Origin of the sequence: Mycobacterium barrassiae (assembly GCF_025822765.1) — a bacterium.
GTDB classification, from domain to species: domain Bacteria; phylum Actinomycetota; class Actinomycetes; order Mycobacteriales; family Mycobacteriaceae; genus Mycobacterium; species Mycobacterium barrassiae.
In genome coordinates this window covers 26536-42336 of sequence record NZ_JACKUK010000014.1, presented here as the reverse complement: position 1 = coordinate 42336, position 15801 = coordinate 26536, and the positions used below count along the sequence as shown (strand labels likewise).

Here is a 15801-nt window from a genome sequence, read left to right as displayed (position 1 = left end):
CTACACCAGATAGGCGACCGCGTCGCGGAACTTCTCCGCCGCTGCGCGCACCGCATCGACGCCTGGTCCGGCGCGCAACACCTCACGCGACACCGCGGGCAAGATCTGCCCGCGGTGGGCGCCACCGAGGCCTCCGAGCGCCTCTGGACGACCGCCCTGCGCCCCGACACCGGGAACCAGAACCGGTCCGCCGAGGCCGCTGACATCCGGCGGCTCCGCGAGCGTCGCGCCGACGACGACGCCGACCGCGCCGGGCGGGTGGTCACGGTTGACCGCGGCGGCCGCGTCGACGATCGCCTGCGCGACGGTCCGCCCCCCGGTCGCGGCGCGCTGGACGGTGCCGCCCTCCGGGTTGGACGTGGCGGCGAGAACGAAGACACCGCGGTTGTTGGCGTGCGCGGTGTCGAGCAGCGGTTGCAGCGACCCGAACCCCAGATACGGCGATGCGGTGACGGCGTCGGCGGCCAACGGAGAATCACCCGCCCACGCCTGGGCGTAGGCGGCCATCGTCGAGCCGATGTCACCGCGCTTGGCGTCGGCCAGCACCAACACCCCGGCGTCCCGCAGCGCCCGAATCGTGTGTTCCAGCACCGTGTATCCCGCTGCGCCGTAGGCCTCAAAGAACGCCACCTGCGGTTTGACGATGGCGAAGCCGGAGAACGCCTCGACGCAGGTTTCGCAGAACCGGGCCAACCCATCGGCGTCGACGGTCAACCCCCAGGCGCTCAGCAGCTCGGGATGGGGATCGATACCGGGGCACAGCGGGCCACGGGATTCGACCGCCTCGGCCAGGCGTGTACCGAAACCGGTCACGGCCCCAGCACGCTGTGCAGCTCTTGCAGCGACATCACGCCGATGTCCCCTCGGATTCCCGCCTCGATGCCCTGCACTGCGGCCGAGGCGCCCTGCACCGTCGTGACGCACGGGATGTTCATCGACACTGCGGCCGAACGGATCTCGTAGCCGTCGATGCGCGGACCCGAGTTGCCGTACGGGGTGTTTATGACCATGTCGACTTCGCCGGAATGGATCAGGTCCACTGCGGAGGAGGCAGGCCGGCCGTCTCCTGGTTCCTCGAAGTGCTTGCGAACCTCGTCGCATGGAATACCGTTGCGCCGCAACATCTCCGCCGTGCCCGCCGTGGCCAGCACCCGGAATCCCAGATCGGCGAGCCGTTTCACCGGGAACACCAGCGAGCGCTTGTCCCGGTTGGCCACCGAGACGAAGACGGTGCCCTCGGCGGGCAGTGATCCGTAGGCCGCGGTCTGGCTCTTGGCGAAGGCGCTGCCGAAGTCGTGGTCGATACCCATGACCTCGCCCGTCGATTTCATTTCGGGGCCGAGCAGCGAATCGATCTGCGCCCCGTCGGACTTGCGGAAGCGATGGAACGGCAGCACCGCTTCCTTGACGGCCACCGGGGCGTTGCGCGCGGTCGCCGCGCCATCGCCGGTCTGCGCCAGGATGCCCTCTTCGCGCAGCTGGGCGATGCTGGCGCCCAACATGACTCGCGCGCAGGCCTTTGCGAGCGGCACAGCCGTCGCCTTCGAGACGAACGGCACGGTGCGACTGGCGCGCGGGTTGGCCTCCAGCACGTAGAGCACGTCGTCCTTCAACGCGTACTGCACGTTGAGTAGACCCACCACCCCGATACCGTGCGCGATCGCCTCGGTCGCACGCCGGACGGACTCGATATCGCTGCGGCCCAGGGTCACCGGCGGCAATGCGCATGCCGAGTCGCCGGAGTGGATGCCGGCCTCCTCGATGTGCTCCATGATGCCGCCGATGTACACCTCGGTGCCGTCGCACAGCGCGTCGACGTCGATCTCGATGGCGTCCTCGAGGAATCGGTCCACGAGCACCGGATGTTCGGGGGTCAGTTCGGTGGCCCTGGTGATGTAGCCCTGCAGCGTCTCCTCGTCGTAGACGATTTCCATCCCCCGGCCACCCAGCACATAGGACGGGCGGACCAGCACCGGATACCCGATGTCGGCGGCGATCCGGCGGGCCTGCTCGAAGCTCGTCGCGGTGCCGAACCGCGGCGCGGGCAGGCCGGCGTTGTTGAGGACCTCGCCGAACGCCCCGCGGTCCTCGGCCAGGTCGATCGCCTTGGGGCTGGTGCCGACGATCGGCACACCCGCCTGCTCCAACCGCTCGGCGAGTCCCAGCGGGGTCTGGCCGCCGAGTTGGACGATGACCCCGACGACGCCCGGACCGCCTGCACCGGAAGCGGATTCGGCGTAGTACACCTCGAGCACATCCTCGAACGTCAGCGGTTCGAAGTACAGCCGGTCAGCGGTGTCGTAGTCGGTGGAGACGGTCTCCGGGTTGCAGTTGACCATGACCGTCTCGAAACCGGCGTCGCTCAACGTGGTGGCGGCGTGCACGCAGCTGTAGTCGAACTCGATGCCCTGGCCGATGCGGTTGGGCCCCGAACCCAGGATCAGCACCTTGGGCTTCTCGGTCTGCGGCGCGACCTCGGTCTCCGCCGCGGGGTCGAGTTCGTAGCTGCTGTAGTGGTAGGGCGTCTTGGCCTCGAACTCGGCCGCACAGGTGTCGACGGTCTTGTACACCGGGTGGATACCCAGTCGGGTGCGCAGCGCGCGGACCCCGATCTCGCCGGCCAGTTCCGGGCGCAGGGCGGCGATTTGGCGGTCGGACAGGCCGTGGTACTTGCTGCGCCGCAGCAGCGCTTCGTCGAGCACCGGGGCGTCCAGCAGCTCGGCGCGCAGCGTGACCAGCCCGGCGATCTGTTCGACGAACCACGGATCGACACCGGAGGCCTCGGAGACCCGCTCGACGCTCGCACCCTTGCGCAGCGCCAGTTCGATGTCGTACAGCCGCCCGTCGGTGGGCGTCTCGAGCCGCTCGAGCAGCTCGTCCACGGTGACGTCCGGATCGGGTTTGGTCCAGAACCCGGCGCGACTGGTTTCCAGCGAGCGCATCACCTTGCCGAGCGCCTCGATGAAGTTGCGGCCCAACGACATCGCCTCGCCGACGGACTTCATCGTCGTCGTCAGGGTGGGATCGGCGCCGGGGAACTTCTCGAAGGCGAACCGCGGCGCTTTCACCACGACATAGTCCAGCGTCGGCTCGAAGCAGGCCGGCGTCTCCTTGGTGATGTCGTTGACGATCTCGTCGAGCGTGTAGCCGATGGCCAGCTTGGCGGCGATCTTGGCGATCGGGAAACCGGTGGCCTTGGAGGCCAACGCGCTCGAGCGCGACACCCGCGGGTTCATCTCGATGACGATGAGCCGGCCGTCGACCGGGTTGACGGCGAACTGGATGTTGCAGCCGCCGGTGTCGACGCCGACCTCCCGCAGGATGTCGATACCCAGGCTGCGCATCTTCTGGTACTCACGGTCGGTCAGCGTCATCGCCGGGGCGACGGTGACCGAATCACCGGTGTGCACACCCATCGGGTCGACGTTCTCGATCGAGCACACCACCACCACGTTGTCGTGGCCGTCGCGCATCAGCTCGAGCTCGAATTCCTTCCAGCCGAAGATCGATTCCTCGATCAGCACATTCGCGGACGGGGAAGCCGCGAGTCCATCCCCGGCCATCCGCTCCACGTCCTCGGCCGAGTAGGCCATACCGGAGCCGAGGCCGCCCATTGTGAACGACGGCCGCACGACCACCGGCAGGCCCAGATCGGCGACGGTCGCGCGCACCTCGTCCATCGTGAAACACACGCGAGACCGCGCGGATTCGCCGCCGACCTTGCTGACGATGTCCTTGAACTTCTGCCGGTCCTCACCCCGCTGAATCGCCTCGAAGTCCGCACCGATGAGCTCGACGCCGTAGCGCTCGAGTGCCCCGTTCTCGTACAGCGCGACGGCGGTGTTCAGCGCGGTCTGGCCGCCGAGTGTGGCCAGCAGCGCGTCGATCTTGTTGCCGCGCTCGGCCTGTTGTGCGATGACGCGTTCGACGAACTCCGGCGTGATCGGTTCGATGTAGGTGTGGTCGGCGAACTCCGGGTCGGTCATGATCGTCGCCGGGTTCGAGTTCACGAGGCTCACCTCGAGGCCCTCGGCGCGCAGCACGCGGCAGGCCTGCGTCCCCGAATAGTCGAACTCGCATGCCTGGCCGATGATGATCGGACCGGACCCGATCACCAGCACGTGGTTGAGATCAGTGCGGCGTGGCATCAGCGACCCCCGTCCATCAGGTCGATGAACTGGTCGAACAGGTAGTTCGCATCGTGCGGGCCCGCGGCGGCCTCGGGGTGGTACTGCACCGAAAAGGCTCTCCCATCAACCAGTTTGATGCCCTCGACGACGCCGTCGTTGGCGCAGGTGTGACTGACGATCGCGGTTCCGAACGGGGTGTCGAACCGCTCACCGGCTTCGCCCTCGAGTGCGAAGCCGTGATTCTGCGCGGTCACCGCGACGCGTCCGGTGGCGTGGTCGATGACGGGCACGTTGATCCCGCGGTGGCCGAACACCATCTTGTAGGTCGACCGGCCCAGCGCGCGGCCGAGGATCTGGTTGCCGAAGCAGATCCCGAACAGCGGAATCCCCGCGCCGAGGACTTCGCGCGTCACCCCGACGATGTGGTCCGCGGTGGCGGGATCGCCTGGACCGTTCGACAGGAACACCCCGTCGGGCTTGATGTCGGCGATCTGATCGAAGGTGACCGACGACGGCAGGACGTGGCTGCGGATACCGCGGCGGGCGAAGTTGCGTGGCGTGTTGGTCTTGATGCCGAGGTCGATGGCCGCGACCGTGAAGCGTTGCGGCCCATCGGGTTCGACGATGTAGCCGGAGTCGGTGCTTACCTCGCCCGCCAGGTTGGCACCCAGCATCGACGACTGGGCCCGAACCCGTGCCAGCAGTTCGTCGGCATGCGCCAGGGCGGGTCCGGAGAAGACGCCGGCCTTCATCGAGCCGACGTTGCGCAGGTGGCGCACCACGGCGCGGGTGTCGATCCCGGCGATCCCCACGATGCCCTGCCGCACGAGCTCGTCCTCGAGAGTCCCCGTCGCGCGCCAGTTCGACGCCCGTGGCGACGGGTCGCGCACCGCGTAGCCCGCCACCCAGATTTTGTCGCCGCGACTCTCGGCGTCCTCTTGATTCCAGCCGGTGTTGCCGATCTGCGGCGCGGTGGCCACCACGATCTGGCCGTGATAGCTCGGATCGGTCAGCGTCTCCTGGTAACCGGACATGCCGGTGGAGAAGACCGCCTCGCCGAGCGTCTGGCCGACGGCCCCGAACTCGGTCCCGGTGAAGATGCGGCCGTCTTCGAGGACCAGCACTGCCTTGCTCACGCCACCTCCAGCCAGGGCTCGTATGCGGCGCGATTGTCGGCGCGGAAGCCCGTGTCGATCTCGGTGCCCGAGGGTAGGCGCCACCTGATCGCCAGGATGCCCTCGTGCGTCAGCGCCTTGCCGGCGATGCCGCGTTCCGTTCGGATGCTGGTGATCGATTCGTCGGGTATCCAGATCGGCCCTGCGCCATTGCGCTGCAACATGATTCCTTCGGGGTAACGGGTCAGGACTGCCTTGTGGCGGAACCCGAGATCGCCGACCGCGACGCGATCGTTCCAATTGGGCACGAGCGTGCTGCCGACGTAGAGGCCTTTGGTGGCGTGGATGATCGCCGGTCCCACGGTGTCGGGCAGGGGCGGCAGGGCGCCGATCAGTTCGGCCTGACGCTCCGCGCGGCGACGCCAGCCGCGCAGCATCGCCTGGATGATGACAGCGATGAGCACGACCACCACCACCGCCATGATCAGCGACCCGACCAGGGTTCCGGTGTTCATGCCGGGCTCTTACCGTCGCGGGCGGTGACCTTGCCGCGCAACAACGTCAGCGTCACCGTCGCGGGCAACGTCATCGACTCGTAGGGGGTGTTGTCGGATCGGCTCGCCAGCGCCGAACCCTCGACCGTCCAGGTGGCGTCGGGATCCACGACGGTGAGGTTGGCCGGCTCACCGATCTCCAGTGGACGGCCCTGATCCGGCAGTCCCACGATCTCTGCGGGCTTCTCGCTCATCACCCGTGCCACGTCGCGCCAGGTCAGCAGGCCGGGCCGCACCATCGTCTCCACGACGACGGACAGTGCGGTCTGCAAGCCCAGCATGCCCGGCCTGGCAAGGGAGAACTCGCAGAACTTCTCGTGCTCGGCGTGCGGAGCATGGTCGGTGGCCACACAGTCGACGACGCCGTCGGCGAGTGCCTGGCGCAGCGCCTCGGCGTCGGACGCCTCACGAAGCGGCGGGTTCACCCGGTTGCGGCCGTCGTAGGTGGCCAGCCGTCCGTCGTCGAGCAGGAGATGGTGCGGCGTCACCTCGGCGGTGATCGAAATGCCTTGCTCCTTGGCCCATCTGACGATCTCGACGGTGCCCGCAGTGGACGCGTGGCAGATGTGCACGCGGGCTCCGGCGTCGCGGGCCAGGAGCGCGTCCCTGGCGACGATGGATTCCTCGGCGGCGCGGGGCCAGCCCGCCAGTCCCAGCCGCGCGGCGTTGGGTCCCTCATGGGCGACGGCGCCGACGGTCAACCGTGGCTCCTCGGCGTGCTGGGCGATGAGCACCCCGAGGCCGGTGGCGTATTCGAGCGCGCGGCGCATGATCAGCGGATCGTGCACGCAGATGCCGTCGTCGGAGAACATCCGGACCTGGCCGGCGCCCGCGGCCATCATGCCCATCTCGGTGAGCTGAGTACCGGCCAGCCCCATCGTCACGGCGCCGACCGGATGGACGTCGACGAGGCCGACCTGCTGGCCGCGGTGCCAGACGTGGTCGGTGACAACCGGGCTGTCGGCGACCGGATTGGTGTTGGCCATCGCGAACACCGCGGTGTATCCGCCCAAAGCCGCTGCAGCCGAGCCGGTTTCGATGTCCTCGGCGTATTCGCGGCCGGGTTCGCGCAGGTGGGTGTGCAGGTCGACGAAACCGGGCAGCAGGATTTGACCGGTGGCGTCGACCACATCGGCGTCCTCCGGCACGGCGAGGCCTGCTCCGATGTCGGCGATCTGCCCGTCCGACACCAGGACGTCGACGCGGTCCCCCTCGCCGTAGAGCCGCACCCCGCGGATCAAGACGGTCATGCGCTGATCGCTTCCTGCTCAGTGCCCACCAGCAGGTGGAACAGAACCGCCATTCGGACATGCACACCGTTGGAAACCTGTTGCAGCACAGCTGATTGGGAGGAATCGGCGACCGAGAACGCGATCTCCATCCCGCGCACCATCGGGCCGGGGTGCAGCACCACCGCATTGCCGGGAAGCATGGCCTGCCGTTTCTCCGAGAGTCCGTAGAGCACCGAGTACTCGCGCGGGGACGGGAAGAACCCGCCGTTCATCCGCTCGGCCTGCACGCGCAGCATCAGCACCGCGTCGGCGATGGGCAGTTCCGCGTCGAGGTCGTGCGAGACGGTGACCGGCCAGTCGGCCACCCCAACCGGAAGCAGGGTGGGCGGAGCGACGAGCACCACCTCGGCACCGAGCGTGTGGAGCAACAGCACGTTGGAGCGCGCGACACGGCTGTGCAGGACGTCGCCGACGATGACCACGCGCTTGCCCTCGATGTCGCCGAGCCGCTGGCGGATGGTGAGCGCATCGAGCAGCGCCTGCGTCGGGTGCTCGTGGGTGCCGTCGCCGGCGTTGATGACCGCGGGGCCGCCGTGTTCGGTGACCGTCCATTCCGCAAGCTGCTGAGCCGCCCCCGACGCGGGGTGACGGATGATCAGCGCGTCGGCGCCCGCGGCGCGCAGGGTGAGCGCGGTGTCGCGAAGCGACTCACCCTTGGAGACAGAGGATCCCGAGGCGCTGACGTTGATGACGTCCGCGCTCATCCACTTGCCCGCCACCTCGAACGACACCCGGGTACGGGTGGAGTTCTCGTAGAACATCGTGATGATGGTGCGGCCGCGCAGCGTCGGGAGCTTCTTGACCTCACGGCCCAGCAGCGCCTGGCTGAACCGGTCGGCGTTGTCGAGGATCGCCACCGCGTCTTCGCGCGACAGATCGGCTGCCGAGAGCAGGTGCTTCATCGTGGCGGGCCTCCCTGCGGTGCGATCCAGATCCCCTCGATTTCGTCGTCCTCGGTGAGCCGCACCTTGACGTTCTCACTGCGCGACGTCGGCACGTTCTTGCCGACGTAATCCGCCCGCAGCGGCAACTCGCGGTGGCCGCGGTCGACCAGGACGGCGAGTTGGACGGCGCGCGGCCTGCCGATGTCCCGCAACGCGTCGAGCGCCGAGCGGACGGAGCGACCGGTGTAGAGCACGTCGTCGACCAGGATCACGAGGGCGCCGTCGATGCCGCCCTCAGGGATCGAGGTGTCCTCCAGCGGCCGCGGTGGCTTGCTGTCGAGATCGTCGCGGTACAGCGTGATGTCCAGTGCGCCCCGCGCAACCGTGACGCCGGAGAACTCCTTGATCTTCTCCGCGAGCCGGGCGGCCAGCGTGACGCCGCGGGTGGGGATGCCGAGCAGGATCACGCGCGGGGCATCAGGACCGTCGAGGGCGGTCTTCTCGATGATCTGATGGGCAATGCGGGAGATGGTCCGGCTGACGTCCGCTGCGGACATCAGTTCCCGGTCGGTGCCAGGCGCGCCCAAGTGACCCTGACCTCCTTCTCCGCCTCTCTGGACGGCTCTTTAAAGGACGTCGAAACTGCGGCGAGCTTAGCACCAGGCGCGGGACCCGCTACACGCGACACCGATCGACCTCGCGCTTCAGTACGCTGACGCCGATGAAGCTCGACGGAAACCACGCGTCCATCCAAGAGGCCATCGACCACGGACTGCTCGCAGGCGCCGTCACCCTGGTGTACCGGGGCGGCGAGGTCCTGCAGGTCAACGAACTCGGATACCGGGACGTCGACGCGGGCGTGCCGATGGACCGCGAAACCATCTTCCGCATCGCCTCCATGACCAAACCCGTCACCATCGCCGCCGCGATGAGCATGGTGGAGGAAGGCAAGCTCGCCTTGACCGACCCCGTGGCGGCGTGGCTGCCCGAGCTGTCGGACATGCGGGTCCTCGTCGATCCGCTCGGCCCGCTCGACAAGACGACGCCGGCCCAGCGCCAGATCACGATCGAGGATCTGATGACCCACCGCGCCGGTCTGGCCTACCCCTTCTTCATCGCCGGTCCGCTGAGTAAGGCGTACGGCCGGATGTCCGTGCGACAGGACCAGGACCGCTGGCTCGCGGAACTGGCGACACTGCCGCTGGTGCACCAGCCCGGTGACCGCCTCACCTACAGCCACTCCACCGATGTGCTCGGCATCGCGCTGTCCCGGATCGAGGGCAAGTCGTTGGCCGACGTGCTGTCCGAGCGGATCTTCGATCCGCTGGGAATGACCGACACCGGCTTCTCGGTCGGCGTCGCAGGGCGGCGTCGCGCCGCGACGATGTACAAACTCGACGCGGACATGACGCTCCAGCACGACGTGATGGGCCCCGCCCCGATCACCGATCCCCCGTTCTGCATGGGCGGCGGCGGGCTGTGGTCGACCGTCGACGACTACCTCAAATTCGCCCGGATGCTGCTGGCGGGCGGCACTCTCGACGGTGTGCGCGTGCTGTCGGAACAGTCCGTGCGACAGATGCGCACCGATCGATTGACCGACGAACAGAAGCGGCACCAGTTTCTCGGGGCACCGTTCTGGGTCGGCAGGGGTTTCGGACTCAACCTCTCGGTCGTCACCGACCCGGCCAAATCGCGGCAACTGTTCGGTCCCGGCGGTGTCGGCACCTTCGGCTGGCCGGGCGCGTACGGCACCTGGTGGCAGGCGGATCCGAGCGCCGATCTCATTCTCATCTACCTGATCCAGAACCTCCCCGACCTGAGCGTCGACGCGGCAGCGGCCATCGCGGGCAACACCTCGCTGGCGAAACTGCAAAGCGCCCAGCCCAAATTCGTCCGGCGAACCTACCAGGCTCTCGACATCTAGCCGCTACGGTGACGCCATGACACAACGGACGGTGGTGATCAGCGGCGCCGGAATTGCCGGGCCCACGTTGGCGTTCTGGCTGTCGCGCAACGGATACCGGGTCATCGTGGTGGAGATCGGACCCGGCATCCGGCCCGGCGGACAGACGGTCGACCTGCGCGGCGCCGGCGGCGACGTCGTCGAGCGCATGGGCCTGATCGACCAGATGCGCGACCGGGCCCTGGAACAACGCGGCGCGGCATGGGTCCGCTCCGACGGCAGCAGGCGCGCCGAGATGCCGGTGACAGCGTTCGACGGCAACGGTCTGGTGTCCAAACTGGAGATTCTGCGCGGCGATCTCGTCGACGTGCTGTACCAAACCACCAAGGACACCACCGAATACCGCTTCGGAACCAGCGTTTCGAATGTGACGCAGAACGGAGACGGCGCCGAGGTCACGCTCGCCGACGGCACCGTGCTGCAGGCCGACCTCGTCGTCGGCGCCGACGGCCCGCACTCGGGCGTGCGGCGGTTGGTCTTCGGACCCGAGGAGCAGTTCGTCAAGCCCATCGGCGGTTACAACGCCTGGTTCTCGGCTCCTGACACCGTCGGCCTGGACGGCTGGTATCTGCTCTATCAGGCGCCCGGCGGCCTGAATGCCTCGATGCGGCCGTCGCATGATCCTTCGATCGCCAAGGCGGGCTTGGCGTTTCAATCCGAACCCATCGTCTACGACCGGCACAACCTCGACGAACAGCGCCAAATCCTCGCCGAACGTTTCGCGGGCGCGGGGTGGGAATGCGACGCCCTGCTGGCCGCGGCGAAGGAGGCCGACGACTTCTACTTCGACTCCTTCGCCCAGGTGCACATGCCGACCTGGTCGTCGGGATGCGTCACGCTGGTGGGTGACGCGGGTTACTGCGCGTCGCCGCTGTCCGGGATGGGAACCAGCCTGGCGCTAGTCGGCGCCTACATTCTCGCCGGTGAGCTCGGACCCGCGGATTCGTTTGAAGCCGAACAGCTTTCGAAGAAGCTGGCGCGGTACGAGACGGTCATGCGGCCGTATGTCGACAAATGCCAGGATCTGCCCAACTCCATCGACCGGTACGCCCCCAAGACGGCGTCCGATATCGCGGCCAACGCGTTCGTGATGAAGTGGATGCAGCGCTGGCCGTTCCGGCCGGTGGCCGCCAGGCTCTGGTTCAAGACTGCAGACTCGATCGACTTGCCGGACTACGCGTCAGCCGACCGGTGAGTCACTGCATACTGCGCGAGAGCACGCGACCGAACTGCAGCAGCCGCTGCATTTGCGCCAGACCGCCGTTGTCGACGGACTTGTAGTAGCGAAACGACTCGCAGAAGATGTCGGTCTCGGTGACCGACTTCTGGCGAGACCGCGTGATGAGTTGGGTGTACATCCGCAGCCGGACCTCGGAGAGCCGGCGGGTGCCGTCGTCGAATACCTCGTATTCGGTGGTGAGCACGTGGTCGGTGATCGTCGACAACAGGATGGTGCGGACCGCGGCGTTCAGTACCCGGCGCTCACGGTCGTCGACGGTCGAGGTCTCGTCGTCAGCGCGCCAGATGATCAGCCGGTGGCCGTCGGTGAGCACGATCTCCTGCCACAGCGGATTCTCGTCGGAGTCGCCCCAGGAGCCCTCGCTGGTGCCCCGCGACATGACGAACGACTTGATTTCGGGAAAGCCGATCACTGAACGCAATTGGTCCAGCGCCAGCTCGGGATCGCGCAAGTAGACCTTGGCCGCCTCGTCGAGGTTCGAGTACGGGGCCCAATCCTGCGGCACTCCCATCAGGTGTCCGCGCCTGAATCACCGGCCCCCCGCACCGCTTGGGCGGCAGCCCGAATCTGCGGGGTCACCAACATCACCTGGCCCAGCACGCCGTTGACGAAACCAGGTGAGTCGTCGGTGGACAACTGTTTGGCCAATTCGACGGCTTCGTCGACAGCGACGGGTTCGGGAACGTCGTCAGCGTGCAACAGTTCCCACACCGCCACCCGCAGGACCGCCCGGTCGACGGCAGGCAGCCGGTCCAGTGTCCAGCCCTGAAGGTGAGCCGAAATCAGATCATCGATGTGCGCGATGTGATCGGTCACCCCCTGCGCGACCGTCACCGTGTACGGATTCAGCGGCGATACGTCGGACTGCTTCTGCGCCAGCTCATTTCGTGCGTGCGCTACCTCGGCGGCGGTGAGCCCGCGTGCCTCGGCCTCGAAGAGCAGGTCGACGGCCCGCTTGCGGGCCTGGTGACGGCCCTTGTCGGGCCGACGGTTCTTCCCGTCGCCCCGGGGATTAGGCATTCACCCTTCCCAGGTAGCTGCCATCGCGCGAATCGACCTTCAGCTTGTCGCCGGTGTTGATGAACAACGGCACCTGAATCTCGGCGCCGGTCTCCACGGTGGCCGGCTTGGTGCCTGCGTTGGAACGGTCGCCCTGCAGGCCGGGCTCGGTGTGAGTGACCTCGAGCTCGACGGTGACCGGCAACTCCAGGTACAGCGGCGTGCCGTTGTGGAACGCGATCTGCACCGGCAGGCTCTCGAGCAGGAACTTGGCGGCGTCGCCCACCAACGACTCCGGCAGCGCATGCTGCTCGTAATCCTCGGAGTCCATGAACACGAAGTCGGAGCCGTCGCGGTACAGATAGGTGGCATCGCGGCGGTCGACGGTCGCGGTCTCGACCTTGACGCCCGCGTTGTAGGTCTTGTCGACGACCTTGCCCGAGATCACGTTCTTGAGCTTGGTCCGAACGAAGGCCGGGCCTTTACCGGGCTTGACGTGCTGGAATTCCACGATCTGCCACAGTTGGCCGTCAATCTGAAGGACGAGCCCGTTCTTGAAGTCGGCGGTCGATGCCACGGTCGGTTGTTCTCCTGTTCAGAGGATCGCCAGTTCCTTGGGGAACCGGGTGAGTAAGTCAGGGTTCGGGTGCGAGTCACTACCGACGACCAGCGTGTCCTCGATTCGGACACCGCCGCGGTCTGGCAGATAGACACCGGGTTCCACGGTCACCGCAGAGCCAGCAAGCAGTGTACCGGCGGATGACGCGCTGATTCCCGGCGCTTCATGAATCTGCAAACCGACACCGTGCCCCAGGCCGTGACTGAAGTTCTCGGCATATCCCGCGTCGGCGATGATCTGTCGCGACGCCGCGTCGACGTCCTTGAGCGAGGCCCCGGGCGCCAACGCCTCCCTGCCCGCGCGCTGAGCGGTCGCCACCAGGTCATAGATGTCGATCTGCCACTGCGCGGCAGGCGAGAGCACGAATGTGCGCGTCATATCGGAGTGGTAGCCGCACACCAGCGCGCCGAAGTCGATCTTGACGAAGTCCCCGGCGGCCAACACCGCATCGGTGGGTCGATGGTGGGGAATCGCCGAGTTGGGCCCGGCCGCCACGATCGTCTCGAACGAGACGCCGTCGGCACCGTGATCGAGCATCAGCGCCTCGAGTTCGCGGCCCACCTCTTTTTCGGTACGTCCCGGCCGCAGCCCGCCTCGCTCCACCAGGTCGTGCAGGGCCGCGTCGGCGGCCTCGCAGGCCAACCGCAGCAGCGCGATCTCGCCGGCGTCCTTGACCTCACGCAACGCCTCCACCGTGCCGGAGGCGCGGACCAGTTCGGTCCGATCACCGGCGGCCTTGGTCAGCGCGCTGAAGGCGTCGACGGTCACCACGTTGCTCTCGAAGCCCAACCGCAGAACGCCGTCTGCCGCCGCGCGGGCGACCAGATGCGGTCCGCAGGCCCGCTCGATGACGAGCTCGGCGTCGGGTGCCTGCTGCGCGGCCTGGGTGCGGTACCGCCCGTCGGTGGCGAGCACGGGTGTCGGGTCCTCCGCGCGGATCAGCAGCGCAGCGTTCGACCCCGTGAACCCCGAGAGATATCGGACGTTGACCAGGTCCGACACCAACATCGCATCGAGATCGGCGTCGACAAGCCGCTGACGGAGCCGCTCCCGACGCTGTGAAATAGTCACGGTTGATGAACCTACTCGCTAAGGTGAGGCCCCATGAGTAAGTGGTTGCTGCGCGGACTGGTGTTCGCGGCCCTGATGGTCATCGTGCGACTGCTGCAGGGGGCGTTGATCAACACCTGGGAGACCAGGGCCGGGCTGATCAGCATCATTCTCGTGGCGCTCTACGCCATCGCGGTCTTTTTGTGGGGACTGGCCGACGGCCGCGCCGACGCTCGCGCCAACCCGGATCCCGACCGCCGCGGCGACCTGGCGATGACATGGCTGCTGGCCGGTCTGTTCGCCGGCATCGTCAGCGGCGCCGTCGCCTGGTTCATCCACCTCTTCTACAAGAGCCTCTACGTCGAGGGCCTGATCAACGAGCTGACGACGTTCGCCGCGTTCACCGCGCTGCTGACGTTCCTGATGGCTCTCGCGGGCGTCGCGCTCGGCCGCTATCTGGTCGACCGTAAGGCGCCCGAGGTCCCCCACCACGGCCATGCGTATGACGACGAGCGAGCCGACACGGATGTGTTCGCCGCCGTCCGGCAGTCAGACGGCGACCAGACGGTCGAGTACGAGACGACCGAAGGCAACCGCGAAAACTAGATCCGCCGCCTCCTGACGTCGCGCACCTGAGCATCGGGCCTCATGAATCCCGACATGAACCCCGACGAATTCTGTACGTCCGACCAGTGGAGCGCGCTGACATCAGCGGCGTCACATTCCCAGTTCGCCGGTGTCCTCGGCGGGTTTCTGATCACTGCGATCGCCCTACTGATGGACAGGAACAGCCGCGAAAGCGTGCACACGCTTGCGCTGTTCTCCTCCGCGGTGCTGATCCTCATGCTGGACAGCTTCCTGTTCAGCTTGATCACCGGCACCCAGGTGCCCTCCGACGGCGACCGGCGAGGGATCTGCGCGATCGCGTGGACTCAGGGCGCCGTGTCGACGGGGATGCTCGCCGCGGGCGCGGTCGCGTTGTTCGGGGGCCTGGGCTGGATGCTCGCCAGTCACGCCGTCAGGAAGATTTCGGAAGAGGAGGCCGAGGACGCCGGCGCCTACAGCTTCCTCGCCGACCTCGGGGGCTGGCTGACGTTCGCCGCGACGATGGCGGCCACGCTGATTCTGTCCGAAACATCGGTCGACTACTTGCATTTCATGTACGGCCGTCGCCCCGAGATATGGGTCACCGGCCTGATCGTCACGAGCGCCGCGGTGATCATCTTCGTGAATTTCGTCCTGGTGTACGTGCGAACGAGGACCCTGCGCAAGTCACTGGCCGACCCGGACGAGCCGACGCGGCTGGCGCTACGGTCCATCAAGGTCGCCACCGTGAGCACCCTCGGCCTCGCGATCGTCGCGTCCTGGCTGGCGATGAGTCTGGCCCGATTCCCCAAGCCGTGGCTGATCGATCCGAACCTCGGGCTCGTCGTGTTCGTCCTGATCCTCACCTTTGTGCTGCCGACGGTCGTGTCGACCGCGATCTGCTACTCGGTGGCGAGCACCGACGAGCGCATCTCTATCCGAGGCTGGCGAGGTAGCGCAGGGCCAGGACGTAGCCCTGCACGCCGAGGCCGACGATGACTCCGGACGCCACCGCGCTGATGTAGGAGTGGTGCCGAAACTCCTCGCGCTTGTGCACATTCGAGATGTGCACCTCGATCAGCGGGCCGGTCAGTTCGGCGCATGCGTCGCGCAGTGCGATCGAGGTGTGGGTCAGCGCACCGGCGTTGAGGATGACGGGATCGCCTGCGTCGGCGGCGGCGTGGATGAAGTTCAGCAGTTCCGCTTCGCTGTCGCTCTGCCGCACCACCGCGGTGAGACCGAGGTCCTCGGCTTCGCTTTCGATCAGCGCCACCAGATCCTCGTAGGTCGTGCTGCCGTAGACCTCCGGCTCACGCTTGCCGAGCCGGCCGAGGTTGGGCCCGTTGAGAACCAGCACGGTCGTCATC

At 67.3% G+C, this 15801-nt stretch carries 16 protein-coding genes; 4 read left to right on the top strand and 12 right to left on the bottom strand.

Annotation, left to right across the window (positions count from 1 at the left end):
• Genes pyrF through pyrR form a run of 7 tightly spaced genes read right to left on the bottom strand, consistent with a single transcriptional unit; the run spans position 1 to position 8562 of the window.
• Complete coding sequence (pyrF, locus tag H7J93_RS04455) at positions 1-813, bottom strand: orotidine-5'-phosphate decarboxylase (protein ID WP_267305091.1); 813 nt, start codon at positions 811-813, stop codon at positions 1-3.
• Complete coding sequence (carB, locus tag H7J93_RS04450) at positions 810-4148, bottom strand: carbamoyl-phosphate synthase large subunit (RefSeq protein ID WP_267305090.1); 3339 nt, start codon at positions 4146-4148, stop codon at positions 810-812. The genes pyrF and carB overlap by 4 nt, the downstream gene beginning before the upstream one ends.
• Entirely contained in the window at positions 4148-5266 is a 1119-nt protein-coding gene (carA, locus tag H7J93_RS04445) for a glutamine-hydrolyzing carbamoyl-phosphate synthase small subunit (protein ID WP_267305089.1), read from the bottom strand. The genes carB and carA overlap by 1 nt, the downstream gene beginning before the upstream one ends.
• Positions 5263-5760 carry a PH-like domain-containing protein gene (locus tag H7J93_RS04440; protein WP_267305088.1) on the bottom strand — a complete coding sequence of 166 codons (498 nt, stop codon included), beginning with the start codon at positions 5758-5760 and terminating at the stop codon, positions 5263-5265. Before H7J93_RS04440 ends, carA begins: the two co-directional genes overlap by 4 nt.
• Positions 5757-7049, bottom strand: coding sequence for a dihydroorotase (locus H7J93_RS04435; protein ID WP_267305087.1), 1293 nt, complete (start codon positions 7047-7049; stop codon positions 5757-5759). Before H7J93_RS04435 ends, H7J93_RS04440 begins: the two co-directional genes overlap by 4 nt.
• Positions 7046-7993: an aspartate carbamoyltransferase catalytic subunit gene (locus tag H7J93_RS04430; protein WP_267305086.1), complete on the bottom strand. Its 948-nt coding sequence runs from the start codon at positions 7991-7993 to the stop codon at positions 7046-7048. The genes H7J93_RS04435 and H7J93_RS04430 overlap by 4 nt, the downstream gene beginning before the upstream one ends.
• On the bottom strand, positions 7990-8562 hold the full coding sequence (gene pyrR / locus H7J93_RS04425) for a bifunctional pyr operon transcriptional regulator/uracil phosphoribosyltransferase PyrR (protein WP_267305085.1): 573 nt from the start codon (positions 8560-8562) through the stop codon (positions 7990-7992). Before pyrR ends, H7J93_RS04430 begins: the two co-directional genes overlap by 4 nt.
• 134 nt (positions 8563-8696) lie before the next feature.
• On the opposite strand from pyrR, the gene H7J93_RS04420 reads away from it, so the two are divergent.
• Complete coding sequence (locus H7J93_RS04420) at positions 8697-9902, top strand: serine hydrolase domain-containing protein (RefSeq protein ID WP_267305084.1); 1206 nt, start codon at positions 8697-8699, stop codon at positions 9900-9902.
• A 16-nt stretch (positions 9903-9918) separates the two neighbouring features.
• A complete protein-coding gene (locus tag H7J93_RS04415) occupies positions 9919-11136 on the top strand; it encodes an FAD-dependent monooxygenase (protein WP_267305083.1) in 1218 nt (405 codons plus the stop codon).
• Position 11137: 1 nt separating this feature from the next.
• Here the strand turns inward: H7J93_RS04415 and H7J93_RS04410 are convergent, their stop codons facing one another.
• From H7J93_RS04410 to H7J93_RS04395, 4 genes are read right to left on the bottom strand one after another with little or no spacing between them, the layout of a single operon-like run.
• Positions 11138-11692, bottom strand: coding sequence for a hypothetical protein (locus tag H7J93_RS04410; protein WP_267305082.1), 555 nt, complete (start codon positions 11690-11692; stop codon positions 11138-11140).
• Entirely contained in the window at positions 11692-12201 is a 510-nt protein-coding gene (gene nusB / locus H7J93_RS04405) for a transcription antitermination factor NusB (protein ID WP_267305081.1), read from the bottom strand. The genes H7J93_RS04410 and nusB overlap by 1 nt, the downstream gene beginning before the upstream one ends.
• Positions 12194-12757: an elongation factor P gene (gene efp, locus H7J93_RS04400; RefSeq protein WP_267305080.1), complete on the bottom strand. Its 564-nt coding sequence runs from the start codon at positions 12755-12757 to the stop codon at positions 12194-12196. Before efp ends, nusB begins: the two co-directional genes overlap by 8 nt.
• Positions 12758-12775: 18 nt before the next feature.
• Positions 12776-13870 (bottom strand): M24 family metallopeptidase, encoded by a 1095-nt coding sequence (locus tag H7J93_RS04395; RefSeq protein WP_267305079.1) that lies wholly within the window; start codon positions 13868-13870, stop codon positions 12776-12778.
• 33 nt (positions 13871-13903) lie between these two features.
• Between H7J93_RS04395 and H7J93_RS04390 the strand changes: the two genes are divergently transcribed.
• Positions 13904-14455, top strand: coding sequence for a B-4DMT family transporter (locus H7J93_RS04390; RefSeq protein WP_267305078.1), 552 nt, complete (start codon positions 13904-13906; stop codon positions 14453-14455).
• 42 nt (positions 14456-14497) lie between these two features.
• Positions 14498-15433 (top strand): hypothetical protein, encoded by a 936-nt coding sequence (locus H7J93_RS04385; RefSeq protein ID WP_267305077.1) that lies wholly within the window; start codon positions 14498-14500, stop codon positions 15431-15433.
• Here the strand turns inward: H7J93_RS04385 and aroQ are convergent.
• On the bottom strand, positions 15369-15800 hold the full coding sequence (gene aroQ / locus H7J93_RS04380) for a type II 3-dehydroquinate dehydratase (protein WP_267305076.1): 432 nt from the start codon (positions 15798-15800) through the stop codon (positions 15369-15371). The two genes, H7J93_RS04385 and aroQ, sit on opposite strands and share 65 nt — an antisense overlap.
• Position 15801 lies beyond the last annotated feature (1 nt).